23 protein-coding genes are annotated in these 24,370 nt (G+C 69.2%); 18 read left to right on the top strand and 5 right to left on the bottom strand.

Annotated features, from left to right (window positions below; all coding sequences use genetic code 11):
- Positions 1–234: 234 nt before the first annotated feature.
- A complete protein-coding gene (tyrS, locus tag G7A98_RS15215) occupies positions 235–1,431 on the bottom strand; it encodes a tyrosine--tRNA ligase (RefSeq protein WP_163650530.1) in 1,197 nt (398 codons plus the stop codon).
- Positions 1,432–1,531: 100 nt separating this feature from the next.
- Here tyrS and G7A98_RS15210 point away from each other — a divergent pair, with 100 nt between their 5' ends.
- A complete protein-coding gene (locus G7A98_RS15210) occupies positions 1,532–2,641 on the top strand; it encodes an anhydro-N-acetylmuramic acid kinase (RefSeq protein WP_163650529.1) in 1,110 nt (369 codons plus the stop codon).
- Positions 2,642–2,664: 23 nt separating this feature from the next.
- Here G7A98_RS15210 and G7A98_RS15205 read toward each other — a convergent pair whose 3' ends face one another.
- Together G7A98_RS15205 and G7A98_RS15200 are read right to left on the bottom strand one after the other, a co-directional pair.
- Positions 2,665–3,810: a PilT/PilU family type 4a pilus ATPase gene (locus G7A98_RS15205; RefSeq protein WP_163650528.1), complete on the bottom strand. Its 1,146-nt coding sequence runs from the start codon at positions 3,808–3,810 to the stop codon at positions 2,665–2,667.
- Between the two features lie 39 nt (positions 3,811–3,849).
- Complete coding sequence (locus G7A98_RS15200) at positions 3,850–4,890, bottom strand: type IV pilus twitching motility protein PilT (protein ID WP_163650527.1); 1,041 nt, start codon at positions 4,888–4,890, stop codon at positions 3,850–3,852.
- A 47-nt stretch (positions 4,891–4,937) separates the two neighbouring features.
- Here G7A98_RS15200 and G7A98_RS15195 point away from each other — a divergent pair, with 47 nt between their 5' ends.
- From G7A98_RS15195 to metW, 5 genes are all read left to right on the top strand, one after another.
- The gene (locus G7A98_RS15195; protein WP_163650526.1) at positions 4,938–5,645 is read left to right on the top strand and encodes a YggS family pyridoxal phosphate-dependent enzyme; all 708 of its coding nucleotides are present in this window, start codon (positions 4,938–4,940) and stop codon (positions 5,643–5,645) included.
- 28 nt (positions 5,646–5,673) lie between these two features.
- Complete coding sequence (gene proC, locus G7A98_RS15190; RefSeq protein WP_163650525.1) at positions 5,674–6,510, top strand: pyrroline-5-carboxylate reductase; 837 nt, start codon at positions 5,674–5,676, stop codon at positions 6,508–6,510.
- Positions 6,511–6,522: 12 nt separating this feature from the next.
- Positions 6,523–7,113, top strand: a complete 591-nt coding sequence (locus G7A98_RS15185) for a YggT family protein (protein WP_163650524.1) — start codon at positions 6,523–6,525, stop codon at positions 7,111–7,113.
- An 87-nt stretch (positions 7,114–7,200) separates the two neighbouring features.
- Entirely contained in the window at positions 7,201–8,361 is a 1,161-nt protein-coding gene (locus G7A98_RS15180; protein ID WP_163650523.1) for a homoserine O-acetyltransferase, read from the top strand.
- On the top strand, positions 8,361–8,972 hold the full coding sequence (gene metW, locus G7A98_RS15175) for a methionine biosynthesis protein MetW (RefSeq protein WP_163650522.1): 612 nt from the start codon (positions 8,361–8,363) through the stop codon (positions 8,970–8,972). The genes G7A98_RS15180 and metW overlap by 1 nt, the downstream gene beginning before the upstream one ends.
- 34 nt (positions 8,973–9,006) lie before the next feature.
- On the opposite strand, the gene sfsA is transcribed toward metW, so the two are convergent.
- On the bottom strand, positions 9,007–9,765 hold the full coding sequence (sfsA, locus tag G7A98_RS15170; protein WP_163650521.1) for a DNA/RNA nuclease SfsA: 759 nt from the start codon (positions 9,763–9,765) through the stop codon (positions 9,007–9,009).
- 1 nt (position 9,766) lies between these two features.
- On the bottom strand, positions 9,767–10,933 hold the full coding sequence (locus G7A98_RS15165; protein WP_163650520.1) for an aminotransferase class I/II-fold pyridoxal phosphate-dependent enzyme: 1,167 nt from the start codon (positions 10,931–10,933) through the stop codon (positions 9,767–9,769).
- 238 nt (positions 10,934–11,171) lie between these two features.
- On the opposite strand from G7A98_RS15165, the gene dksA reads away from it, so the two are divergent.
- From dksA to hisC, 12 genes are all read left to right on the top strand, one after another.
- Positions 11,172–11,609: an RNA polymerase-binding protein DksA gene (gene dksA / locus G7A98_RS15160; RefSeq protein WP_163650519.1), complete on the top strand. Its 438-nt coding sequence runs from the start codon at positions 11,172–11,174 to the stop codon at positions 11,607–11,609.
- 60 nt (positions 11,610–11,669) lie between these two features.
- Entirely contained in the window at positions 11,670–12,557 is an 888-nt protein-coding gene (gene gluQRS, locus G7A98_RS15155; RefSeq protein ID WP_163650518.1) for a tRNA glutamyl-Q(34) synthetase GluQRS, read from the top strand.
- 87 nt (positions 12,558–12,644) lie between these two features.
- On the top strand, positions 12,645–12,821 hold the full coding sequence (locus tag G7A98_RS15150) for a hypothetical protein (RefSeq protein WP_163650517.1): 177 nt from the start codon (positions 12,645–12,647) through the stop codon (positions 12,819–12,821).
- A complete protein-coding gene (locus G7A98_RS15145) occupies positions 12,811–15,774 on the top strand; it encodes an ATP-binding protein (RefSeq protein ID WP_163650516.1) in 2,964 nt (987 codons plus the stop codon). The genes G7A98_RS15150 and G7A98_RS15145 overlap by 11 nt, the downstream gene beginning before the upstream one ends.
- Complete coding sequence (locus G7A98_RS15140) at positions 15,752–17,146, top strand: sigma-54 dependent transcriptional regulator (RefSeq protein ID WP_163650515.1); 1,395 nt, start codon at positions 15,752–15,754, stop codon at positions 17,144–17,146. The genes G7A98_RS15145 and G7A98_RS15140 overlap by 23 nt, the downstream gene beginning before the upstream one ends.
- 214 nt (positions 17,147–17,360) lie before the next feature.
- Positions 17,361–17,666 carry a hypothetical protein gene (locus tag G7A98_RS15135; protein ID WP_163650514.1) on the top strand — a complete coding sequence of 102 codons (306 nt, stop codon included), beginning with the start codon at positions 17,361–17,363 and terminating at the stop codon, positions 17,664–17,666.
- A gap of 408 nt (positions 17,667–18,074) precedes the next feature.
- Positions 18,075–19,484, top strand: a complete 1,410-nt coding sequence (gene pcnB, locus G7A98_RS15130) for a polynucleotide adenylyltransferase PcnB (protein WP_163650513.1) — start codon at positions 18,075–18,077, stop codon at positions 19,482–19,484.
- The gene (folK, locus tag G7A98_RS15125; protein ID WP_163650512.1) at positions 19,477–19,977 is read left to right on the top strand and encodes a 2-amino-4-hydroxy-6-hydroxymethyldihydropteridine diphosphokinase; all 501 of its coding nucleotides are present in this window, start codon (positions 19,477–19,479) and stop codon (positions 19,975–19,977) included. Before pcnB ends, folK begins: the two co-directional genes overlap by 8 nt.
- Positions 19,978–20,099: 122 nt before the next feature.
- The gene (gene panB, locus G7A98_RS15120) at positions 20,100–20,891 is read left to right on the top strand and encodes a 3-methyl-2-oxobutanoate hydroxymethyltransferase (RefSeq protein ID WP_163650511.1); all 792 of its coding nucleotides are present in this window, start codon (positions 20,100–20,102) and stop codon (positions 20,889–20,891) included.
- Positions 20,891–21,742 (top strand): pantoate--beta-alanine ligase, encoded by an 852-nt coding sequence (panC, locus tag G7A98_RS15115; protein ID WP_163650510.1) that lies wholly within the window; start codon positions 20,891–20,893, stop codon positions 21,740–21,742. Before panB ends, panC begins: the two co-directional genes overlap by 1 nt.
- Before the next feature lie 189 nt (positions 21,743–21,931).
- The gene (locus tag G7A98_RS15110) at positions 21,932–23,110 is read left to right on the top strand and encodes an acetyl-CoA C-acetyltransferase (RefSeq protein ID WP_163650509.1); all 1,179 of its coding nucleotides are present in this window, start codon (positions 21,932–21,934) and stop codon (positions 23,108–23,110) included.
- Positions 23,111–23,250: 140 nt separating this feature from the next.
- Complete coding sequence (gene hisC, locus G7A98_RS15105) at positions 23,251–24,309, top strand: histidinol-phosphate transaminase (protein ID WP_163650508.1); 1,059 nt, start codon at positions 23,251–23,253, stop codon at positions 24,307–24,309.
- Positions 24,310–24,370 lie beyond the last annotated feature (61 nt).

The following is a 24,370-nucleotide window of genomic DNA, read 5'->3' as shown; positions in this document are numbered from 1 at the left end:
TCCACCGCCGGTGACGTGTCCCGTCGTCGGCAGCGGATGCGTACTTTACGCCCCACCTTCGGCCCTGACAAGCCCCCGTCCGAAAAAATTTTCGCTGGCATGCCCATCGCCCGAATCCACCTGTCCACAGCCCCCTTTCATGAATCGCCGACAAACCGGGTGTGGATAGACTGAATAAACAACGACGCCCGCCAGAAGGCGGGCGTCGGAAACGGCAACAAGCTGACAGTACTCTCAGGCGAGCGTCACCCGTGCGTAGCGCTTCTTGCCGGCCTGGATCACGTAGCTCCTGCCGGTATCGAGCATGTGATCGCGGGCGACCACTTCGCCATCGACCTTGACCCGGCCATTGCCGAGCACGTCCTTGGCCTGGGCGCTGTTGTTGGTCAGGTTGGCGCGATTGAGCACCGCGGCGATGGGTGCCTGCCCGCCCTCGAACTCGACCGTGACTTCCGGCATGTCCTCGGGGAGCTCGCCCTCGGCCAGCTGGTTGCCGGCGCTGCGGTGCGCGTTGGCGGCGGCTTCCTCGCCGTGGTAACGGGCGATCAGCTCGCGCGCCAGCTCCATCTTGATGTCCCGGGGGTTGGCACCCGCGTCGATGCGCCGACGCAGGTCCTCGATTGCCTCGTTGGACTTCAGCGACAGCAGCTCGAAGTAGCGCCACATCAGCGAGTCGGGCATCGACACCAGCTTGTTGAACATGGTGCCCGGGGCCTCGTCGAGCCCCACATAGTTGCCCAGCGACTTGGACATCTTCTGCACGCCATCGAGCCCCTCGAGCAGCGGCATGGTGATGACGACCTGCGGCGCCTGCCCGAAGTGCTTCTGGATCTCGCGGCCCATCAGCAGGTTGAACTTCTGGTCGGTGCCACCCAGCTCGACGTCGGCCTCCAGCGCCACCGAGTCGTAGCCCTGCACCAGCGGGTAGAGGAACTCGTGAATCGAGATCGACTGGTTGGCCCTGTAACGCTTCTCGAAATCGTCGCGCTCGAGCATGCGTGCCACCGTGGACTGGGCGGCCAGCTCGATCATGTCGGCGGCGGAGAGCTTGCTCATCCAGTCGGCATTGAAGGCGACGATGGTCTTCTCCGGATCGAGCACCTTGAAGACCTGCTCGCGGTAGGTCCTGGCGTTGGCCTTGATCTCCTCCTCGGTGAGCGGCTTGCGGGTGACGTTCTTGCCGGTGGGATCGCCGATCCGTCCAGTGAAGTCGCCGATCAAGAAGATCACCTCGTGGCCCATGTCCTGGAACTGGCGCATCTTGGTCAGCAGCACGCTGTGCCCGAGGTGCAGGTCCGGGGCGGTGGGGTCGAAGCCGGTCTTGATACGCAGCTTGCGCCCGGAAGCGAGCTTCTGCTTCAGCTCATCCTCGAGCAGGATTTCATGAGCACCGCGCTTGAGCAGCGCCAGCGCATCGGCGACGTCGGTCATCGTGCCCTTCTCCACAGCAAACGGTTGTCTGGATCAATGGCCGGGGATGGTAGCATGTCTGGCACACGCGGTTGAGCGCATCCCACGGAAGGAGACCTTCATGCCCCTGTTCGTCGGCCTGATGTCGGGCACCAGCCTGGACGGCATCGATGCCGCCCTGGTCCGCTGCGGCGAGGGCCGCCCCGAGCTGCTGGATGCCGTCGGCGTGCCCATGCCGGAGACGCTGCGCGCCGACCTGCTGGCCCTGTGCCAGGCCGACGCGGTGCGCTTCGCCGACCTGGCCCGGGCGGAATCGGCCTTCTGCCGGCGGCAGGCCGAGGCGGTCCAGCAACTGCTCGAGCGCAACCACCTGGACGCCGGCGCGATCGCCGCCATCGGCAGCCACGGCCAGACCATCGAGCACGCCCCGGACGGCGAGGCCCCCTATACCTGTCAGCTCGACAATCCCAGCCTGCTGGCCGAACTGACCGGCTGTGCCGTGGTCGGTGACTTCCGCCGCCGCGACCTGGCTGCCGGGGGGCAGGCGGCCCCGCTGGCCCCGGCCTTTCATGCCGCACTGTTCTCGGACAGCGACGAATGGCGGGCGGTGCTCAACCTGGGCGGCTTCGCCAACCTGACCCTGCTTCCGCCCGGCTCGCGAGCGCTGCCGGTCACCGGCTTCGATACCGGGCCGGCCAATACGCTGCTCGACGCCTGGTACGCCCGCCATCATGACCACGGCCACTATGATGCCGACGGTCGCTGGGCCGCCGCCGGCACGGTCGATGCCACCCTGCTCGAGCGCCTGCTGGAAGATCCGTTCTTCGCCCGACACCCGCCCAAGAGCACCGGCCGCGAATACTTCCACCTCGCCTGGCTGGAGGCACAGCTGAGCGGCCGCGAAGCGGCGCGGGACGTTCAGGCGACGCTCGCCGAACTGACCGCCAGGAGCATCGCGCTGGGCGTTACCCAGACGCTCGGCCCGGTGCCCGCCACCCTGATCCCCTGTGGCGGCGGCACGCACAACGCCGATCTGCTGCAACGCCTGGGCCGCCATCTGCCGACCCTGACGCTGGCCGGCTGCGAGACGTTCGGCTGGCATGCCGACTGGCTCGAGGCCGGCGCCTTCGCCTGGCTGGCCTGGCGGCGCCTTGCCGGCCTGCCCGGCAACCTGCCGGCCGTCACCGGTGCGGCGGGCGGGCGCGTGCTGGGCGGCCTCTACAGCCGCTGACGCGCCGGCACCCCGAGCGTGTCTCAGTAGTCGTCGCTGTCGCGCAGCGACAGCCGGTCGGCGGCATCCAGCGCCTGCTCCACGCCCTGGTGGGCGCCGTCGCCGAACTTGATCATCATGCGCAGGTCGTTGGCCGACTCGGCATGGACCAGGGCGACATCCTCGCTGATGTCGCCTCGCCGGTAGCACTCGTGGAGCGCCTGGTCGAAGGTCTGCATGCCCAGCTCCCGCGAGCGCGCCATCAGGCCCTTGATCTCGCCCACCTCGCCCTTGCGGATCAGGTCGCCTATCAGCGGCGAGCGGCGCAGAATCTCGATCGCCGCCACGCGGCCCCTGCCGTCCTGGCGCGGCAGCAGCTGCTGGGCGACGATCGCCTGCAGGTTCAGCGACAGATCCAGCCAGATCTGCTCGTGGCGCTCGGCAGGGAAGAAGTGGATGACGCGCTCGAGCGCCTGATTGGCGTTGTTGGCGTGCAGGGTGGCCAGGCACAGGTGGCCGGTCTCGGCGAAGGTCAGCGCCTGCTCCATGGTTTCCCGGGAGCGGATCTCGCCGATCATGATCACGTCCGGCGCCTGACGCAGGGCGTTCTTCAGCGCCACCTCGAACGACTCGGTATCGATGCCCACCTCACGCTGATTGATGATCGCGCGGCGATGCGGATGGATGTACTCGATCGGGTCCTCGATGCACAGGATGTGGCCGCCGGCGCTGGCGTTGCGATACTGGATCATCGACGCCAGGGTGGTCGACTTGCCGGTGCCGGTGCCGCCCACCACGAACACCAGCCCCCGCTTGAGCAGCGCCAGCTCGCCCAGCGCGTCCGGCAGACCCAGCGCCGTCAGCGACGGAATGTCGAAGGCGATGCGCCGGATGACCATGGCCATCTGGCTGCGTTGATAGAAGGCGCTGACCCGGAAGCGCCCCTTGCCTTGCAGGCTCAGCGCGAAGTTGGCCTCATGGTCGCGCTCGAAGCGCTCGTTCAGGCCCTGGGGCAGGGCCGCCATCACCAGCTGGCGAACCTGGGCGATCGACAGCGGCGTCTCGCCCAGTGCCACCAGCTTGCCGTCGATCTTCAGCGAGGCCGGGGCGTTGGTGGAAATCAGCATGTCCGAGGCCTGCTTGTCGATCATCAGGTCCAGCAGCTGCTGCAGCCATTCACCGGGTGTCATGCCGCTCTCCTTGTCGCGTCAGCGTGGGTGTCCATCGTCTCAGGAGGCCGCCGGCAGGCGTCCCTTGGCCTTGGCCTGGGCCTCCTCGCGGGACACCAGGTTCTGGTTGACCAGCCGGCTCAGCGCCATGTCCAGGGTCTGCATGCCCAGGTTGCCCCCGGTCTGGATCGCCGAATAGATCTGCGCCACCTTGTCCTCGCGGATCAGGTTGCGCACCGCCGAGGTGGCCACCAGGATCTCGTGGGCGGCGACGCGCCCGCCCCCCTGGCGCTTGAGCAGGGCCTGTGACACCACCCCCTGCAGCGACTCGGAGAGCATCGAGCGCACCATCGCCTTCTCGTCGCCGGGAAAGACGTCGATGACCCGGTCGATGGTCTTGGCCGCCGAGGTGGTGTGCAGCGTGCCGAATACCAGATGTCCGGTCTCCGCCGCGGTCAGCGCCAGCCGGATGGTCTCCAGGTCACGCAGCTCGCCGACCAGGATCACGTCGGGATCCTCGCGCAGCGCCGAGCGCAGCGCCTGGGAGAATCCCTGGGTGTGACGGTGCACCTCGCGCTGGTTGATCAGGCTGCGCTTGCTGACATGCACGAACTCGATCGGATCCTCGATCGTCAGGATATGATGGTGGCGTGTCTCGTTGATGTAGTCGACCATCGCCGCCAGCGTCGTCGACTTGCCCGAGCCGGTGGGCCCGGTCACCAGCACCAGCCCCCGCGGCATCCGCGCGAACTGGCGGAACACCTCGCCCAGCTCCAGGTCCTCGAGCGTCATCACCCGGCCGGGGATGGTGCGGAACACCGCCCCCGCACCGCGGCCCTGATTGAAGGCATTGACGCGAAAGCGCGCCACCCCGGGCACCTCGAAGGAGAAGTCGGTCTCAAGGTAGGCCTCGTAGTCGCGGCGCTGGCGATCGCCCATGATGTCGTAGATCATCCGGCGGACTTCACTGTCCTCCATCGCCGGCACATTGAGCCGGCGAATGTCACCGTCGACCCGGATCATCGGCGGCAGCCCGGCGGACAGGTGCAGGTCCGAGGCGTTCTGCTTTGCCGAGAATGCCAGTAGTTCGGTAATATCCATTCACTTCCCCTGCTCGTGTTGCTGTCGTTATTCGGATAGAGGCCAGTATGCCAGACGCTCAGGTCAGCGAAGCCCTCCTGCGCGCCCGCCGGCGCCTGGACGCGGCTCTTCGGCAGTCCGGCCGCCGTGCCGACGCCACCCGCCTGCTGGCGGTCAGCAAGACCCAGCCGGCCGAACGCCTCCGCGAGGCCTACCGGGCCGGGCAGCGCGACTTCGGCGAAAACTACCTGCAGGAAGCCCTCGACAAGCAGGCCGCGCTCGCCGAGCTGGAAGATATCGTCTGGCATTTCATCGGCCCGCTGCAATCCAACAAGACCCGCGAGGTGGCCGAGCATTTCCGCTGGGTGCACAGCGTCGACCGGCTCAAGATCGCCCGCCGCCTCTCGGCCCAGCGCCCCGCCGAACTCGGCCCGCTGGAGATCTGCCTGCAGGTCAATGTCAGCGGCGAGGCCAGCAAGTCGGGCGTGCCGCCCGAGGCGCTCGAGGCACTGGCCCTCGAGGTCGCCGGCCTGCCCAATCTGCGCCTGCGCGGACTGATGGCGATTCCCGCTCCGGCCGAGACCCTGGACGCCCAGCGCCGTCCCTTCGCCCAGCTGCGCGAGTGCCTGGAACGCCTCAACACGGCGCACCCCGAACGGGCCCTGGACACCCTGTCGATGGGCATGAGCGGCGACCTGGAAGCCGCGGTGCAGGAAGGCGCCACCTGGGTGCGGCTGGGCACCGCCATCTTCGGGGCCCGGCCTCCGCGCCCCTGACCACTCACGCTTCTCAGAGGAGCTTCGCATGGCAAGCCAAGTCACCTTCATCGGCGCCGGCAACATGGCCAGCGCCATCTTTGGCGGCATGATCGACAACGGCTATCCGGCCACGGCGATCACCGCCACCAGCCCCGACGCCGAGCGGCTGACGGCGCTCGCCGCCGAACGTGGCATCCACACCACCGACGACAACGCCGCGGCCGTCGCCGAGGCCGACGTGGTGGTGCTGGCGGTCAAGCCGCAGATCATGCGCGAGGTCTGCGACGGCCTGCGCGACGCCGTGCAGGCGCGCCGCCCGCTGATCGTCTCGGTGGCCGCCGGCCTCACCGCCGAAACCCTGGACACCTGGCTCGGCGGCGACCTGGCGGTGGTGCGCTGCATGCCCAACACGCCGTCGCTGGTGGGGGCCGGCGCCAGCGGCCTTTACGCCAATGCCCGGGTCAGCGACGCACAGCGCGAGCTCGCCACCACGCTGCTGGAGGCCGTGGGCATCGTCGAGTGGGTCGACGACGAGGCCCTGCTCGAGGCCGTCACCGCGGTGTCGGGCAGCGGCCCGGCCTACTTCTTCCTGGTCTTCGAGGCCCTCGAGGAAGCCGGGGTACGGCTCGGCCTGCCAGCCGCCACGGCGCGCCGGCTGGCCTTGCAGACCGGCCTGGGGGCGGCGACGATGGCGCAACGCAGCGAGCACGACCCCGCCCAGCTGCGCCGCAACGTGATGTCGCCGGGCGGCACCACCGAGCGCGCCATCCACAGCCTCGAGGACGGCGGGCTGCGCGAGCTGTTCGCCGACGCAACCGAAGCCTGCGCCGCCCGCGCCCGCGAGATGGCCGCCGAACTCGGCGAGTCGACGCCGAACCGATAACGGAGGGACTCCATGGGAAGTCAACTGGGAAGCGCCGGCCTGATGCTGGTCAACACCCTGATCAACATCTACCTGTTCCTGCTGATGCTGCGCTTCCTGCTGCAGGCATCGCGTGCCGACTACTACAACCCGATCAGCCAGTCGGTGGTCAAGGTGACCCAGCCGGTGGTCAAGCCGCTGCAGGGATTCCTGCGGCCCATGGGTCGCGTCGACCTGGCGACCCTGGCGGCCGGCTTCATCATCAAGGCGCTGAGCATCATCCTGATCATGCAGGTGGCGATCGGCGGCATTCCCTCCTTCGGCGGCATCGCCATCGCCTCGGTGGCGGCGCTGGCCAGCGCGATCCTCAAGATCTACTTCTTCGCCCTGATCGGCATGATCATCCTCAGCTGGGTGGCGCCTCACGCCAGCCACCCGGGCGCGATCCTGATCATGCAGCTGGTCGAGCCGATCATGGCCCCGGTACGCCGCGTGATCCCGCCGCTGGGCATGATCGACCTGTCGCCGATCGTGGTGTTCATCGCCATCAACCTGATCGACAGCGTCCTGGTCGGCTCGCTGACCCGCGCCGCCGGCATCGCCGGCGCCCTGGTCGGTCTCTGAACGGCGGCCCGGCAATCGACAATACCGATAATGACGCAAGACACAGGGTCCGACCGGGCCCTGTCACGAACTGGACACGGACCCCTCATGCCCGAAACGCTCCCCGCCGATTCGGTCGGTCTGGTGACGCCGCAGCAGGCCCGCTTCGACGAGCCCCTGCCGCTGGCCTGCGGCAAGACCCTGCCGGCCTATGAGCTGGTCTACGAGACCTACGGCGAGCTCAATGCCGAGCGCAGCAACGCCGTGCTGGTCTGTCATGCCCTGTCGGGCCATCATCACGCCGCCGGCTATCACAGCCCCGACGACCGCAAGCCCGGCTGGTGGGACGCCCACATCGGTCCCGGCAAGGCCATCGATACCGACCGCTTCTTCGTGGTTTCCCTGAACAACCTGGGGGGCTGCCACGGCAGTACCGGCCCCTGCCACATCAATCCCGAGACCGGCCGCCTGTGGGGACCGGAGTTCCCGGTGATGACCGTCGGCGACTGGGTCGACAGCCAGGTCCGGCTCGCCGACCGGCTGGGCATCGCGCGCTTCGCCGCCGTGGTCGGCGGCAGCCTGGGCGGCATGCAGGTGCTGCAGTGGGCCATGCGCTACCCGGAACGCATCGCCAACGCCGTGGTGATCGCCGCCACGCCCCGGCTGACCGCACAGAACATCGCCTTCAACGAGGTCGCCCGCCAGGCGATCCGCTCCGACCCCGACTTCCACGGCGGCTGGTACGCGGCGCACGATACCGTGCCCAAACGCGGCCTCAAGCTGGCGCGCATGGTCGGCCACATCACCTACCTGTCCGAGCACTCGATGGGCGCCAAGTTCGGCCGCGACCTGCGCAGCGACGAGCTCAACTTCGGCTATGACGTGGAGTTCCAGGTCGAGTCCTACCTGCGCTACCAGGGCGACGCCTTCTCCACCGCCTTCGACGCCAACACCTACCTGCTGATGACCAAGGCGCTGGACTACTTCGACCCGGCGGCCGACCATCAGGGCGACCTGGCCGCCGCCCTGGCGCCGGCCTCCTGCCGTTTCCTGGTGGTCAGCTTCTCCACCGACTGGCGCTTCACACCGGAACGCTCGCGGGAGCTGGTCGATGCGCTGATGCGGGCCCGCAAGCCGGTCAGCTACGCGGCCATCGACTCCCCGCATGGCCACGATGCCTTCCTGCTCCCGGACGCGCGCTATGGCGCCGTGTTCGGCGGCTTCATGCACCGCGTGGCCCGCGACCTCGGCCTGGAGGAGCGTCACTGATGCGTCCCGACCTGACACTGATCCATCACTGGGTGCCCGAGGGTGCCCAGGTCCTCGACCTGGCCTGCGGCGACGGCACCCTGCTCGACGCCCTGGCCCGCGACAAGGGCGTCACCGGCTACGGCCTCGAGATCGACCCCGACGGCATCACCGCCTGCCTGGAACGCGGCGTCAACGTCATCGAGCAGGACCTCGACCAGGGCCTGGCCAACTTCGACGACGACGCCTGCGACCTGGTGATCATGACCCAGGCCCTGCAGGCCCTGCGCCGCCCCGACCGGATGCTCGACGAGATGCTGCGGGTGGCCAGCGAGGCGATCATCACCTTTCCCAACTTCGCCTACTGGCGTCATCGCCTGTACCTGGGCTTCAAGGGCTTCATGCCGGTGTCGCGCTCGCTGCCCTACGCCTGGTACGACACGCCCAACATCCACCAGTCCACCTTCAACGACTTCGAGCGCCTGTGCACCGACAAGGGACTGGTGATCACCGACCGCGCGGTGGGCCGGGGCGACCATGAAAGCCACTGGTCCAGCCGGCTGTGGCCCAACCTGTTCGGCGAGATCGCCATCTTCCGGGTCGGCCGCGGCGAGGCACGCCGTCATGGCTGAAGACGCCGGATCGCGCCGGATGCCGGTGCCCGCGTCAGTCGACGACGCCGGCGTCGTGCAACTGGCGATGCAGTGACACCGGCAAGCGGTCGTCCAGGCTGATGCCGGCCGGCCGACCGTCGTCCCGATCCACCCGGCACCCGTAGGCCAGCACCTCGACCCCCGCCTCGACGACCCGCCGCAGCGTCTCCGCATAGCGCGGGTCGAGATGCGCGGCCGGGGCGACGTCACGGATGCCGGTATGGGCGACACAGAACAGCAGCACCGCGCGGTGCCCGGCGGCGACCTGCGCCGCCAGGGTCTCGAGGTGCCGGGTGGCACGCTCGCTGACCGTATCGGGAAAGTAGCCGTGACCGTCGGCTTCCTGCAGGGTGACCTGCTTGACCTCGACGAAGGCGGTGCCGTGCTGCGGGTCGTCGAGCCGGAAGTCGAGACGTGCCCCCTCGAGCTTCGCCTCGCGCTTGAGCGTGGCATAGCCGGCCAGCGCTTCCACCCGCCCGGCGCGCAGCGCCTCCTCGACGATGGCATTGGTGCGCCCGGTATGCACGGAGGCCAGGGCCACCCCGCCGTCCGGCCGGGGCAGCTCGATCAGCTCCCAGGTCCAGGCCAGCTTGCGTGCCGGGTTGGTACTCGGCGACAGCCAGACCCGGCAGCCCGGCACGTTGACCGCGCGCATCGAGCCGGTATTGGGGCAGTGGGCGACCACCACGGTGCCGTCGGCGAGTTCGACATCGGCGAGGAAGCGCTTGTAGCGCCGCCGCAGGATGCCGGGAACCAGCGCCTCGTAGGTCATCTCAGGGCGTCTCGCGGTCCAGGAAACGCGCCAGCCGCGCCACCGCCTCCTCGAGCCGGGCGACGTCGTTGGTGAAGGCGATGCGCACGTGATGCTCGCCGCCGCGCACGGCGAAATCGACGCCCGGGGTGATGGCGACGTTCTCGGTCTCCAGCAGTCGCTGGCAGAAGGCCTGGCTGTCGCGGGTGTAGCGCGACACGTCGAGCCACAGGTAGAAGGCCCCCTGGGGCGGCACCGCCGGCGCCAGCCCCAGCCGCTCGAGCCCGGCGAGCAGCGCATCGCGACGCCGGTGCAACTCGCGCCGACGGCGTTCGAGCTCGCCGGCGCACTCGGGGGTGAAGGCCGCCAGGGCGGCGTGCTGCGACAGTGTCGGCGCGGCGAGGAAGACGTTCTGGGCCAGCCGGGTCAGGGGTTCCACGGCGGCCTCGGGGGCGACCAGCCAGCCCAGGCGCCAGCCGGTCATGCCGAAGTATTTCGAGAAGCTGTTGACCACGAAGGCCTCGGGGGCCACCGCCGCGGCACTCACCGGCGCCACATCGTAGCTCAGCCCCTGGTAGATCTCGTCGACCAGCAGCGCACCGTCGCGACGGGCTACCTCGCCGGCCACGGCACGCAGGCCGCCGGCATCGAGCATGTGCCCGGTGGGATTGGAGGGCGTGGCCAGCATCGCCAGCCGGGTCGCCGGCTGCCAGTGCCGGGCGACGAGCGCGGCGTCGAGCTGCCAGCCGCTTTCGTCGCCCACCGGCACGCAGTCGATCTCGGCATCGGCCAGCCCCATGAAGTGGCGGTTGCAGGGGTAGGTGGGATCGGCCATCAGCACCCGGTCGCCGCGCCCCACCAGCAGCTGGCTGGCCAGCAGCAGCGCCCCCGAGGCCCCCGGGGTGACCAGGATCCGCGCCGGATCGATGGCGGCGCCGAAGTGCGCCGCATAGTGGCCGGCAATCGCCTCGCGCAGCGCCGGAATGCCGCCGGCCGGCGTGTAGCGGGTCCGCCCCTCGGCCAGCGCCTGCCGCCCGGCCTCCACCACCGGCTCGGGCGTGGCGAAGTCGGGCTCGCCGATCTCCAGGTGAATCACGTCGTGTCCGGCCGCCTCGCGCGCCTGGGCCTGCTCCAGCAGCCCCATCACCCGAAACGGCTGCACCCGATCGATACGGGCGTTCCAGTTCATGCCGGCGTCCTCCTCCTGCGCCATCGCCAGATCCGCACGCCACGTTGCCCGGGCATGCGACACGGGTCAATCTTCTCACGACAAGCGCCCGCAGCGGTTGCAAACCCCCCGCTTTTTCGCTAAATAAGCAAGGCTTCGGGTGGGCATGCCATCCGCGGAGGCGGCGGAGACGGACACGCCGACCCGCTTCCGACCGGCCGGGCATCGGCCCAAGTCACTTGCGTAATGAGGCAGCCCCATGCCAGTAGCGGAACAGAAAACGGAAGCGCCCAAGAGATTCACCCCGTACGAGCCGGCGCCGGGTGAAGAGTACATGAACGACAAGCAGCTGGAGCACTTCCGCCAGATCCTGCTGGGCTGGAAGCAGGATCTCATGGAAGAGGTGGACCGCACCGTGCGCCATCTGCAGGAAGACGCCAACAACTACGCCGACCCGGCCGACCGGGCGACCCAGGAAGAAGGCTTCAGCCTTGAGCTGCGCACCCGCGATCGCGAGCGCAAGCTGCTCAAGAAGATCAACGAGACCCTCGAGAAGATCGACGAGGACGACTACGGCTTCTGCGAGGCCTGCGGCGTCGAGATCGGCATCCGCCGCCTCGAGGCACGCCCGACCGCCACCCTGTGCGTCGACTGCAAGACGCTGGCGGAGCTCAAGGAAAAGCAGCTGGGCGGCTGATCCCCCGTCCGACCGGACACGGGCGCCGCATGGCGCCCGTTTGCGTTTCAGGAGAGTTCGATGCCCGGTTATCGCGGCCGCTTCGCCCCCACGCCCTCCGGCCCGCTGCACCTCGGCTCGCTGGTCGCCGCGCTGGGCAGTTACCTCGACGCCCGCCATGTCGGCGGCACCTGGCTGCTGCGCATCGAGGACGTCGACCCGCCGCGCTGCCCGCCGGGCACCGCCGACGCCATCCGCCGCCAGCTCGAGATTTACGGCCTCCACTGGGACGGCGAGGTCCGCCATCAGCGGACTCGCGACGCCGCCTACCAGGCGGCGCTGGATCGCCTGGCCGCCGCCGGGCTGGCCTACCCGTGCAGCTGCTCGCGCAAGGAATGGCGCGAGCACCCCGTCTACCCCGGCTGGTGCCGCGACGGCGTGCGCGCCCCCGGGCGCCCGCTGGCCTGGCGGCTGCGCAGCGATCTCGGGGAACGCCCGGTCATCTGGCATGACCGCCTGTTCGGCGCGCAGTGCTTCGACCCCGCCGAGCGGGGGGACGTGGTGCTCAAGCGCAAGGAGGGGCTGTGGGCCTATCAGCTGGCGGTGGTGGTGGATGACGCCGACCAGGGCATCACCGACGTGGTGCGCGGCGTCGACCTGCTCGACAACACGCCCTGGCAGTGGCAGCTGCAGGCCGCGCTGGGCGTCCCGCATCCGCGCTACCTGCACCTGCCGCTGGTGGTGGCCGAGAACGGCCAGAAGCTCTCCAAGCAGAACCTCGCCCCCGCGCTGCCCGAGGACGACGCCAGCGTTCGCCACCGGCTGCACGACGCCCTGGGCCTGCTGGCCCAGGCGCCGCCGGCGGCCCTGCGCACGGCCCCCGTGGCCGAGCAGCTCGCCCACGCCGTCAGCCACTGGGACCCGGGCCGGCTCGACGCCCGCGCGCATCTTCCCGCCCCGCCCGCCTGAACGCGGGCAGGGATGCGACACACGTCGGCTTGAGTCGCTGCCCTCGCCTTCCCTACACTCGAGGGTTTCTCCCGCGCGGGCCTGCGAATGTACGTTTACCGCATCATGCTGTTTCTGGTCTTCGGCGGCTATCTGCTGTCGCCGGCGCTGATGAGCGGCTGGGCGGTTCCCGGCATGGCCTGGTATCGCCCCTTCCTGATCTGGAGCGGGCTGATCGCCCTGTCGGTCTGGCTGGAGCAGAAAAGGAAGCTCGATGAGCATTAGCCTGACGGGCCTGCTGGCGCTGACCGCCGGCTACCTGGGGCTGATGCTGCTGATTGCCGGCGTCGTGGAGCGGGGCTGGCTGCCGGCGCGGGTCGTGCATCACCCGCTGGTCTACGGCCTGTCGCTGGGGGTCTACGTCAACGCCTGGGGCCTGTTCGGCAGCGTCGCGCTGGCCGCCGAGATCGGCTACGGCTACCTGGCCTACTTCCTGGGCGTGGCCGGCGCCTTCCTGCTGGCGCCGGTGCTGCTGGTGCCGATCCTGCGCCTGACCCGCACCTATCAACTGGCCTCGCTGGCCGACCTGTTCGCCTTCCGTTTCCGCAGCCGCTGGGTCGGCACCCTGGTGACCGTGATCACCCTGCTCGCCGTGCTGCCGCTGCTGGCCCAGCAGGTCCAGGTGGTGGGCGCCATCGCCTATCGCCTGAGCGGGCTCGCCGATCCGGCCTGGCTGGCGCTGGCCTTCTGCGTGCTGGCGGCGGTGATGGCCCTGCGCCTCGGCGCGCGCCACGCGCATCTCAACGCCGACCACGACAGCCTCGCCGTGGCCGTCGCCACCGGCTCGCTGCTCAAGCTCGGCGCCATGCTCACCCTGGGCGGCATCGCCCTGTACGGCGTCTTCACCGGCCCGGCCGACCTGCAGCAGTGGCTCGAGGGCCCCGGCCAGCCGCTGCAGGCGATGGCCGCACGGCTGCCGCCCGGCCAGTGGCGCACCCTGCTGCTGCTGTTCTTCGCCGCCGCCTTCCTGGCGCCCCACATGTTCCACATGGCGTTCGCCCGCGGGCCATCACGCCAGGCACTGTTGCAGGCGGGCTGGCAACTGCCGCTGCTGCTGCTGCTGATCGCCCTGCCCGCGCCGCTGATCCTGTGGGCCGCCCAGGCGCTCGGCAGCGCCTCGCCGGAGGCCGGGCTGGCCTACCTGGCCTTCACCCTCAGCGACACCCCCGGCGTGATCGCGCTGGTCTTCGTCGCCGGCCTCGCCGCCGCTGCCGGCACCCTGGTGGTCACCACCCTGGCCCTGGCCGGCATGGCGCTCAACCACCTGGTGCTGGTGGCGCACCCGCCGGCACGCCAGGGCAATCTGTATCGCTGGCTGCTCGACCTGCGTCGCCTGCTGATCATCGCCGTGATTCTCGGCGGCTGGATCTTCTACCGGCTGGTGGGCGTGCATCACGATCCCACCACCCTGGGGCTGGTGGCCTTCATCGGCATTGCCCAGTGCCTGCCCGGCATGCTGGCGGTGCTCTACTGGCCGGGCGCCAACCGCAAGGGCATGGTCAGCGGGCTGCTGGTCGGCAGCGGGCTGTGGCTGGGCGGGCTGTGGCTGCCGCTGATCGCCGACCTGCCGCCGCTGGTGATCGTGCCGCCGGGGCTCGAGCTGCTCGCGAACGAGCCGGCCTGGTACGCCGTCACCCTGATCTCGCTGGCCGCCAACGCCCTGACCTTCATCGGCGTCTCGCTGGTGACGCGCACCTCCGACGGGGAACGCGCCGCCGCGGAGGCCTGCTCGATCGATGCCGTCATCCGCCCCAAGCGCCTGCCGCTCAGCGCGCGCACGGCGGCGGATTTCAAGCAGCACCTGAGCGCGGCCCTGGGCACCGATGTCGCCGCCCGCGAGGTCGACCACGCCCTGGACGACCTGGCCATGTCGCCACAGGAAAGCCGGCCCTACGCCCTGCGCCGGCTGCGCGGCCGGGTCCAGGCCAACCTGTCGGGCCTGATGGGCCCCTCGGTGGCGCGGGACATCGTCGACCGTTTCCTGCCCTTCCAGGCCGGTTCGCAGCCGGCCACCGAGGATGTGCATTACGTCGAGAGCCTGCTCGAGGCCTACCGCTCGCGCCTGACCGGCCTGGCTCGCGAGCTCGACGGGCTGCGCCGCTACCATCGCCGGACCCTGACCCAGCTGCCGATCGGCCTGTGCGCCTTCGGCGACGACGGCGAGCTGCTGATGTGGAACGAGGCCCTAGCGCGGCTGTCCGGCATCGCGGGCGACAGCGTGATCGGCGCCCGCCGCGAGAGCCTGCCGGCGCCCTGGGCCGAGCTGCTGGGGCGCACCTTCGATCATCACGACCGCTTCCTGTACAAGCAGGCCGTGCCGCTGGCGGCCGGCACCCGCTACCTGACCTTGCACAAGGCCGACCTCGACGCGGCCGACGGCGAGCGCGGCGGCACCGTGGTGCTGATCGAGGACCACAGCGACATGAAGTGGCTGGAGGACGAGCTGGTCCACGCCGAACGCCTGGCCTCGATCGGCCGCCTGGCCGCCGGCGTCGCCCACGAGATCGGCAACCCCGTCACCGGCATCTCCTCGTTGGTCCAGAACCTGCGCTACGACACCGACGACCCGCTGGTGCTGGAGACGGCGGACCAGATCCAGCAGCTCACCGAACGCATCTCGCGAATCGTCGGCTCGCTGGTGAGTTTCGCCCACGGCGGCCGACACGGCGGACAGGCCACCGGCATGGCGCCCTGCGACGTCCGCGAACTGGCCGACGAGGCCCTGCACTTGATACAGCTGGCCCGCTCGGGCGAGGATATCGTCTATTGCAACGACTGCCCCGCCGGCCTGACGGTGCAGGGCGATGCCCAGCGGCTGGTGCAGGTGCTGGTCAACCTGCTCGGCAATGCCCGGGACGCCAGCCCGCCGGGCGCCACGGTCGTCGTCGAGGCGGGAGCGCGGGACGGCGGGGTGTATCTGGCGGTGGTCGACACCGGCGGCGGCATCGATCCCGCGATTCGCGATCACCTGTTCGAGCCCTTCACGACCACCAAGCCCCCGGGAGAAGGCACCGGACTCGGCCTGTCGCTGGTCTACAGCATCATCCGCGACCACCGGGGCCAGGTGCATGTCGAATCGCCCCTTCCCGACCTCGATCACGGCACCCGCATCGCCCTGTGGCTGCCGGAACCCCATCAGGATGGCAGAGACACCGATGACCCAGATTCTGATCGTTGAAGACGAAGCCATCATCCGCACGGCGCTGCGCCGCCTGCTGGAGCGCCACGCCTACACGGTCAGCGAGGCCGAATCGGTCGATGACGCCCGGCGCCAGGGTCTCGATCGCTTCGACCTGATCATCAGCGACCTGCGCCTGCCCGGCGATCCGGGCACCGCGCTGATCGAGGCCGCCGCACCGGTGCCCGTGCTGATCATGACCAGCTACGCCAGCATGCGCTCGGCCGTGGATGCCCTGAAGCAGGGCGCCGTGGACTACGTGGCCAAGCCCTTCGACCACGAGGAGCTGCTGGCCACCGTGCGCCAGGCCCTCGAGCAGCATGCCCCGCGCCGCGAGAGCACCGAGGCCCCGTCGCCGGCCGCGCAGCCCCAGGTCCCGCAGGACATGATCGGCGACTGCCCGGCGATGCAGGCCGTGTACACCCGCATTCGCAAGACGGCGCCGGCGGACGTCACGGTACTGATCCAGGGCGAGTCGGGCACCGGCAAGGAGCTGGTCGCCCGCGCCATCCATCGCCAGAGCCGGCGAGCACGGGCACCGCTGATCTGCGTCAACTGCGCGGCGATTCCCGAGACGCTGATCGAGTCCGAGCTGTTCGGTCACGAGAAGGGCGCCTTCACCGGCGCCAGCGCGGCGCGCACCGGACTGGTCGAGGCCGCCGACGGCGGCACGCTGTTCCTCGACGAGATCGGCGAACTGCCGCTCGACGCCCAGGCGCGCCTGCTGCGCGTGCTGCAGGAGGGCGAGATCCGCAAGATCGGCTCGGTCGAGACCCGTCACGTCGACGTGCGCCTGATCGCCGCCACCCATCGCGACCTGCATGCGCTGTCGAAGAGCGGCGAGTTCCGCCTCGACCTCTACTATCGCCTCAACGTGATGCAGATCGACCTGCCCCCCCTGCGCGAACGCGAGAGCGACATCCTGACGATCGCCGATGTGCTGCTGCAGTCTGCCTGCCGCCGTCACGACCGCGAGGGCCTGAAACTCTCGCGATCGGCGCGCCGCGACATCCGCGACTACCCCTGGCCGGGCAACGTGCGCGAGCTGGAGAATGCCCTGGAACGCGGGGTGATCCTCGCCGAGGGCAACCTGATCCATCCCGACGACCTGGGCATCAAGCCGTCGCCCGCCCCCCGGACGCCGGTCCCGCCACGCGGCGACCCGGCGGACACCGGCGACGGCGGCAAGGCGGCGGCCGAGGAGGATCTCTCCCTGGAGGACTACTTCCAGCACTTCGTGCTCGAGCATCAGGACCAGATGAGCGAGACCGAACTGGCGCAGAAGCTGGGCATCAGCCGCAAGTGCCTCTGGGAGCGGCGTCAGCGCCTCGGCATCCCCCGCAAGAAGTCGCCCCGCAGCCGCTCGGCCTGACGACGCGTTTCTGCCTGACGTATACGCCTTCCTTGCCATTGCCGACGACCGCCGGCGAAAGCCGAACGGTCATCGGCTGCGGCTGCGACCAAGGTCGTCCAAGACCATGGTCTAACAGGAATTTCTTCACGCGAAACGCCTCCCGGGACCGGCCGAACCGGAAGGTCTGCACCACTTGTTACCATCCCACCCAGCATTTTCCCCATCGCGGGGCATGAACGGTAACACCCGCGCTACCGACGACGATCAGCTGTCGACACCAAAAACACAAGATCCTGTTTTTAAAGAACAAAAGAACACATGGCATGCCTGGTGCAACATATCGGTCAAGAAAAACAAGACCCGGATGCCGGCGACGCCAACAACAACAAGAGACGTTCGCGGCGACAGCGCGTTGCAAGAACCCAACAACAAGCCAGGCAACGACATCGATTCCCGAGGGCGAACAACAACAAGCACCCAGGCGAGGAATCCATCGGCCACAACAATCACAACAGGGCCGAGACAATCCGGTGAATGAATCGGGACGCGACGCTCCGTGCACGGGACGAACAACAACAACGCCTGTCCGAGGAGCACCTTCGGCAACAACAACAAGCCGCCGGAGGGAGGCAGACACCCCTGCCGTCGTGTTGGATTATTGTTTTGAATACGAGGCGGTCGCCATCAGGAAGACAACCAACAACAAGACTCTGCTTGCCTGATGACTCCGATTGGTGACTGTGGTGCGTATTCAAGGCGATGCGCCATCACGAAGAAAAATCAACAGCATGGACGCTGTCGGAAAGCTTAAGGGGAGGCCATTGGCCTCCCCTTTCTCATGGACTCTCACGGGCATGCGGCGCCTCCGACGTGCCTTCAATGCTTTGCAAGGGTCCGGCGCTCCGCTACACTGGCTTTTTCGCGAACAGCGAGACACTATCGCGGCATGTTCAAAGGATTTACCCGCTTTCTGCAACGCCCCGGTGAACGATTGAAGACACTCTTCGGCAATCAGGACGGCTCCGGCCAGACTCCCGGGCTTCGCATACTTCCCCGAGAAGACCACCCCATTTCGCGGCGCCTGTTCAGCGACAGCGCGCTCAAGGTGCTCTATCGCCTGCACAACGCCGGCTTCGAGGCCTATCTGGTCGGTGGCTGCCTGCGCGACGCCCTGCTCGGCAAGACACCCAAGGATTTCGACGTCGCCACCGACGCCACGCCGGATCAGCTGCGCGAGCTGTTCCGCAACTCGCGCATCATCGGGCGGCGCTTCCGTATCGTTCACGTGCGCTTCGGGCGCGAGATCATCGAGGTCACCACCTTCCGCGGCCGCCCCGGCGACGAGCACGGCGAGCACCTCGCCCATCAGTCCGAAGACGGGCTGCTGCTGCGCGACAATGTCTGGGGCAGCGTCGAGGAAGACGCCATGCGCCGCGACTTCACCGTCAACGCGCTCTACTACAATATCGCCGACTTCTCCCTGCACGACTGGGCCGGCGGCCTGACCGACATCGAGAACCGCACGCTGCGCCTGATCGGCGATCCGCAGGTGCGCTATCGCGAGGATCCGGTGCGCATGCTGCGGGCGATCCGCTTCGCCGCCAAGCTGGACTTCAGCCTGGCCGCGGCGACCGAAGCCCCGATCCGCGACATGGCACCGCTGCTGCTGCAGATTCCCCCGGCCCGCCTGTTCGAGGAAGTGCTCAAGCTCTTCCTCTCCGGCCAGGCGGTGGCCACCTATCACCTGCTGCGCGAGTACGGCCTGTTCGCCATGCTCTTCCCCGAGGCGGACGAGTCCATCGCCGAGCTCGAGTGGGCCGAACCCCTGATCCTCCAGGCCCTGGCCAATACCGACGAGCGCATCCGCCAGGAGCGGCCGGTCACGCCCGCCTTCCTGTTCGGCGCCCTGCTGTGGCCCGGCGTGCAGTGGCGGGCCCGGCAGCTTCAGGCGGAAGGTATGCCGCCGATTCCCGCCCAGCAGACCGCAGCCCAGCAGGCCGTGTCGCGCCAAATCCAGCACACCTCGATTCCCAAGCGCTTCAGCCTGCCCATGCGCGATATCTGGGACCTGCAGGAACGCCTGCCCCGGCGCCGCGGCAAGCGTGCCTTTCAGACCTTGGAGCATCCGCGCTTCCGCGCCGCCTACGACTTCCTGCTGCTGCGCGAGAGCGCCGGCGAGATTGCTCCCGGCCTGGGGCACTGGTGGACGGCCTTCCAGGAAGGCGACGAACACGAGCAGCGCCGCCTGCTCGGCAAGGTGGACGCCGACCCCGCCGGCACCCCCGGGCCGCGCCGCCGCCCGCGCAAGCGCCGCCGCGGTGGGCGCAACCGGCGCTCGACGCCCGACCATGACTGAGCCGCGGCCCCGCCTTGCCTACATCGGCCTGGGCAGCAACCTCGACGACCCCGAGCATCAGGTGCGTCGGGCCCTGGCCGAGCTGGAGGCCCTGCCGCTGACCCGGCTCGAAGCCGGTTCACCGCTGTATCGCAGCGCACCGATGGGGCCCCAGGATCAGCCGCCGTTCATCAATGCCGTGGCCCGACTGGCCACGCAGTTGTCGCCGCTGGCGCTGCTCGACCAGCTGCAGGCCCTCGAACAGCGCCATCGCCGCGTCCGCCGACGCCACTGGGGGCCGCGCACCCTGGACCTCGACCTGCTGCTCTACGAGGGGTGCCGGGCTCGCTGGCCACGCCTGACCCTGCCCCATCCGGGGATCGCCGAGCGCAACTTCGTGCTGGTGCCGCTGGCCGACATCGCCCCGGACGAGCGCCTCGGCGACACGCCCGTGTCAGGCCTGGCCCGCGCCCTCGGCCGGGACGGCTTGCAGCGCCTGGCCTCGCAGCAGTAGAGTTGCATCACGATTGTTACCATCCCACACTTCAGACCCGAAGCGGGTAACAACCCAGGTAACACCCTGCCCGCCATGCCCTCGAAACGGGTGCAGTCCGACAAGTCGACGAGAAGCCAGTCATGAAAACCGTCACCGTGAGCACGCTGCAGGCCGCCAAGCGCGCCGGCGAGCCGTTCAGCTGCCTGACCGCCTATGATGCCTCCTTCGCCGAGGCCGCCAGCCGGGCCGGCATCGAGGTCCTGCTGGTCGGCGACTCCCTGGGGATGGTCCTGCAGGGCCATGCCAGCACCCTGCCGGTCACCCTCGACGACATCGCCTACCACACCCGCTGCGTGGCGCGCACCAAGGGAGCCAGCCTGCTGATGGCCGACCTGCCGTTCATGAGCAACGCCTCGACGGAGCGGCTGCTGCAGGATGCCGGCGCCCTGATGCGGGCCGGCGCGGAGATGGTCAAGATCGAGGGCGAGGCGTGGATGGCCGACGGCATCCGCGAGCTGACCCGGCGCGGCGTCCCGGTCTGCGCCCACCTGGGGCTGACGCCGCAGATGGTCCACCAGCTCGGCGGCTTCAAGGTCCAGGGGCGCGAGGCCGACCGCGCCGAGCAGCTCATCGCCGATGCGCGCACCCTGGTCGAGGCCGGCGCCTCGGTGATCCTGGTCGAGTGCGTGCCCGCCAGCCTGGGCCGCGCCATGCAGGCCGCGCTCGACGTGCCGGTGATCGGCATTGGTGCCGGCGCCGGCACCGACGGCCAGATCCTGGTGATGCACGACGTGATCGGCGTGAGCAGCGGCTACATCCCGCGCTTTTCCAAGAACTTCCTCGCCGAGTCCGGCTCGATCCAGGGCGCCTTCCGGGCCTACCATGACGCTGTCAAGGCGCGTCGCTTTCCGGCCGAGGAGCACAGTTTCTAATGCAGACCATCCACGACATCGCCACGCTGCGCCGCACCCTGGGCGAGGCACGCCGGGCCGGACGACGCATCGGCCTGGCACCGACCATGGGCAACCTCCACCGGGGCCATCTGGCGCTGGTCGCCGAGGCACGCCGCCGGGCCGACCTGGTGGTCGCCAGCATCTTCGTCAACCCGCTGCAGTTCGGGCCCGACGAGGACTTCGCCAGCTATCCACGCACGCTCGATGCCGACCGGGCCGCGCTCGAGGACGCCGGCTGCGACATCCTCTTCGCGCCCGCCGCCGAGGCCATCTACCCGCGCGGCACCGGGGCGTCCTCCACCGTGCACGTGCCCGACGTCAGCGAGGGGCTGTGCGGCGCGCGCCGGCCCGGCCACTTCGACGGCGTCTCCACCGTGGTGAGCATGCTGTTCAACCTGGTCCAGCCCGATCTCGCCTGCTTCGGCGAGAAGGACTATCAGCAGCTCGCGGTGATCCGCCGGATGGTCACCGACCTGCACTTTCCCGTCGAGATCGTCGGCGTACCCATCGTGCGTGCCGAGGACGGCCTGGCCCTCTCCTCGCGCAACGGTTACCTGAGCGCCGAGCAGCGCGCCCGGGCCCCGCGCCTGCAGGCCGTGCTCGCGGCGACCCGCGAGGCGCTTGCGGGGGGCGAGGCGCCCGACGCGGCACTGCGCGAGGGCCTCGTCCGCCTCACCGAGGCAGGCTTCAAGCCCGACTACCTCGAGCTGCGCCGGGCCGACGACCTGGGGCCGGTGACCGACGCCACCCGCGAGGCGGTACTGCTGGCCGCGGCCCACCTGGGAGCGGCCCGCCTGATCGACAACCTCCCGGTAACATTGCCACGCTGATCGCGGTCCATCGAGGAACGCCATCCCCGTCCAGTTCGCCTGACCACCCCGCTCCGCCGCTGCCGGCGGGGCGCCTTTCCCGCCTCCGAGTCTGTCCACCGTCAAACTTCGACGGATTGGCAATTGCCGCAACGCACAAGCTTCTCCTATGCTGACGGGGCATTTCGCCCTCGATTCAAGGAGTCTCACATGCAAGACGTGGTCATCGTCGCGGCGCGCCGCACCGCCATCGGCACCTTCGGCGGGTCGCTCGCCGGGATTCCCGCTGCCGAGCTCGGCGCCAAGGTGATCCAGGATATCCTCGCCACTACCGGCGTCGCCCCCGAGCAGGTCGACGAGGTCCTGCTCGGCCACGTCCTGACCGCCGCCTGCGGCCAGAACCCGGCCCGCCAGGCCTCCATCCTGGGCGGCCTGCCCGATGGCGTACCGGCGATGACCATCAACAAGGTCTGCGGCTCCGGCCTCAAGGCGCTGCACCTGGCCACCCAGGCGATCCGCTGCGGCGACGCCGAGCTGATCCTCGCCGGCGGCCAGGAGAACATGTCCCTGGCGCCGCATGCCCTGCCGCATTCGCGCACCGGCCAGCGCATGGGCGACTGGAAGGCGGTCGACACCATGGTCTACGACGGCCTGTGGGACGCCTTCAACCAGTACCACATGGGCATCACCGCCGAGAATCTCGCCGAGAAGTACGGCATCACCCGCGAGCAGATGGACGAATTCGCCGCCGAATCCCAGCAGAAGGCCAGCGCCGCCATCGAGGCCGGTCGCTTCGACAGCCAGATCGTCCCCGTCGAGATTCCCCAGCGCAAGGGCGATCCGCTGGTCTTCAAGACCGACGAAGGCCCGCGGGCGGGGATCACCGCCGAGAAGCTCGGCGGCATGAAGCCGGCCTTCAAGAAGGACGGCACCGTCACCGCCGGCAACGCCTCGTCGATCAACGACGGCGCCGCCGTGACCATGCTCTGCAGCGAGAGCAAGGCCCGCGAACTGGGACTCGAGCCGCTGGCCCGCATCAAGGCCTACGCCAATGCCGCCGTCGATCCGGCGATCATGGGCATCGGCCCGGCCCCGGCGACCCGCCGCTGCCTGGAGAAGGCCGGCTGGACGATCGACGACCTCGACCTGATCGAGGCCAACGAGGCCTTCGCCGCCCAGGCCCTGTCGGTCAACAAGGAACTCGGCTGGGATCCGGCCAGGATCAACGTCAACGGCGGGGCGATCGCCCTGGGCCACCCGATCGGCGCCTCCGGCTGCCGGATCTTGGTCACGCTGGTCCACGAGATGATCGCCCGTGACGCCAGGAAGGGTCTGGCCACGCTGTGCATCGGCGGCGGCCAGGGCGTGGCGCTGGCCATCGAACGCTAAGCACCGCCCTTTCCCCCGGGCCGGCATCCGTCGGCCCCGCACACGGCGACGTCGTCTCTTCGGCGTCGCCGTGTCGCGCTTGCGCCCCCGGCCCCGCCACGTCACCATGACGGGGTTTATCCCACATCGTGTGAGCCATCATGAGCAAGTTCTGGAGCCCGGACGTTCGCGAGCTGACGCCCTACGTCCCCGGCGAGCAGCCCCGTGAACGACTGATCAAGCTGAACACCAACGAGAACCCCTACCCGCCGGCGCCGGGCGTCGAACAGGTGCTGCGCGACTACCCGGTCGACCACCTGCGCCTCTACCCCGATCCCGATGCGCTGGCATTGCGCGAGGCACTGGCCCACGAGCATGGCGTGGCGGTCGAGCAGGTCTTCGTCGGCAACGGCTCCGACGAAGTGCTGGCCCTGGCCTTCCAGACCTTCTTCCGTCAGCCTCGCCCGCTGCTGATGCCGGGCATCACCTATAGCTTCTACCCGGTCTACTGCCGCCTTTACGATATCGCCTACCGGACCGTGGCACTCGATGACCACTGGCAGGTGCCGCTGGACGCCCTGAGCGGCGACAACGGCGGCGTGATCTTCGCCAATCCCAATGCACCGACCGGCCACGGCCACGCGAAGGAGGCCATCGCCGGCCTGCTGGAGCGCGTCACCGACAGTGTGGTGCTCATCGACGAGGCCTACGTCGACTTCGGTGGGGAAAGCAGCGTGCCGCTGGTGGCGGAGTATCCCAACCTGCTGGTGGTGGGCACCTTCTCCAAGTCGCGCAGCCTGGCCGGGCTGCGGATCGGCTACGCGATCGGCTCGCGGGAGCTGATCGAGGGGCTGGAGCGGGTCAAGAACTCCTTCAACTCCTACCCGCTCGACAGCCTGGCAATCGCCGCCGGTGTCGCCGCGCTGGCCGACCGCGAGCACTTCGACGCCTGTCGCGATAACGTCATCGCCACCCGCGAGCGCACCCGCCGGCGGCTCGTCGATCTGGGCTTCGAGGCCCTGCCCTCGCAGACCAACTTCCTGCTCGCCCGCCACGACGGCCACGATGCCGGAGTGCTGTTCACCGGCCTGCGCGAGCGCGGCATCCTGGTGCGTCACTTCAACAGCGAGGCGTTGCACGACTTCCTGCGCATCTCGATCGGCACCGACGATGAGATGGACAGCCTGATCGAAGCGCTCGAGGCGCTGTGTCGCGGGTAACATCGCTCCGCCACCGGCGATAGCCATGAAAAACGGCCCACCCGCCAAGCGGGTGGGCCGT

Origin of the sequence: Modicisalibacter sp. 'Wilcox' (genome assembly GCF_010993675.1) — a bacterium.
Lineage (GTDB): Bacteria > Pseudomonadota > Gammaproteobacteria > Pseudomonadales > Halomonadaceae > Modicisalibacter > Modicisalibacter tunisiensis.
This window is presented reverse-complemented; position numbering and strand designations above follow the sequence as displayed.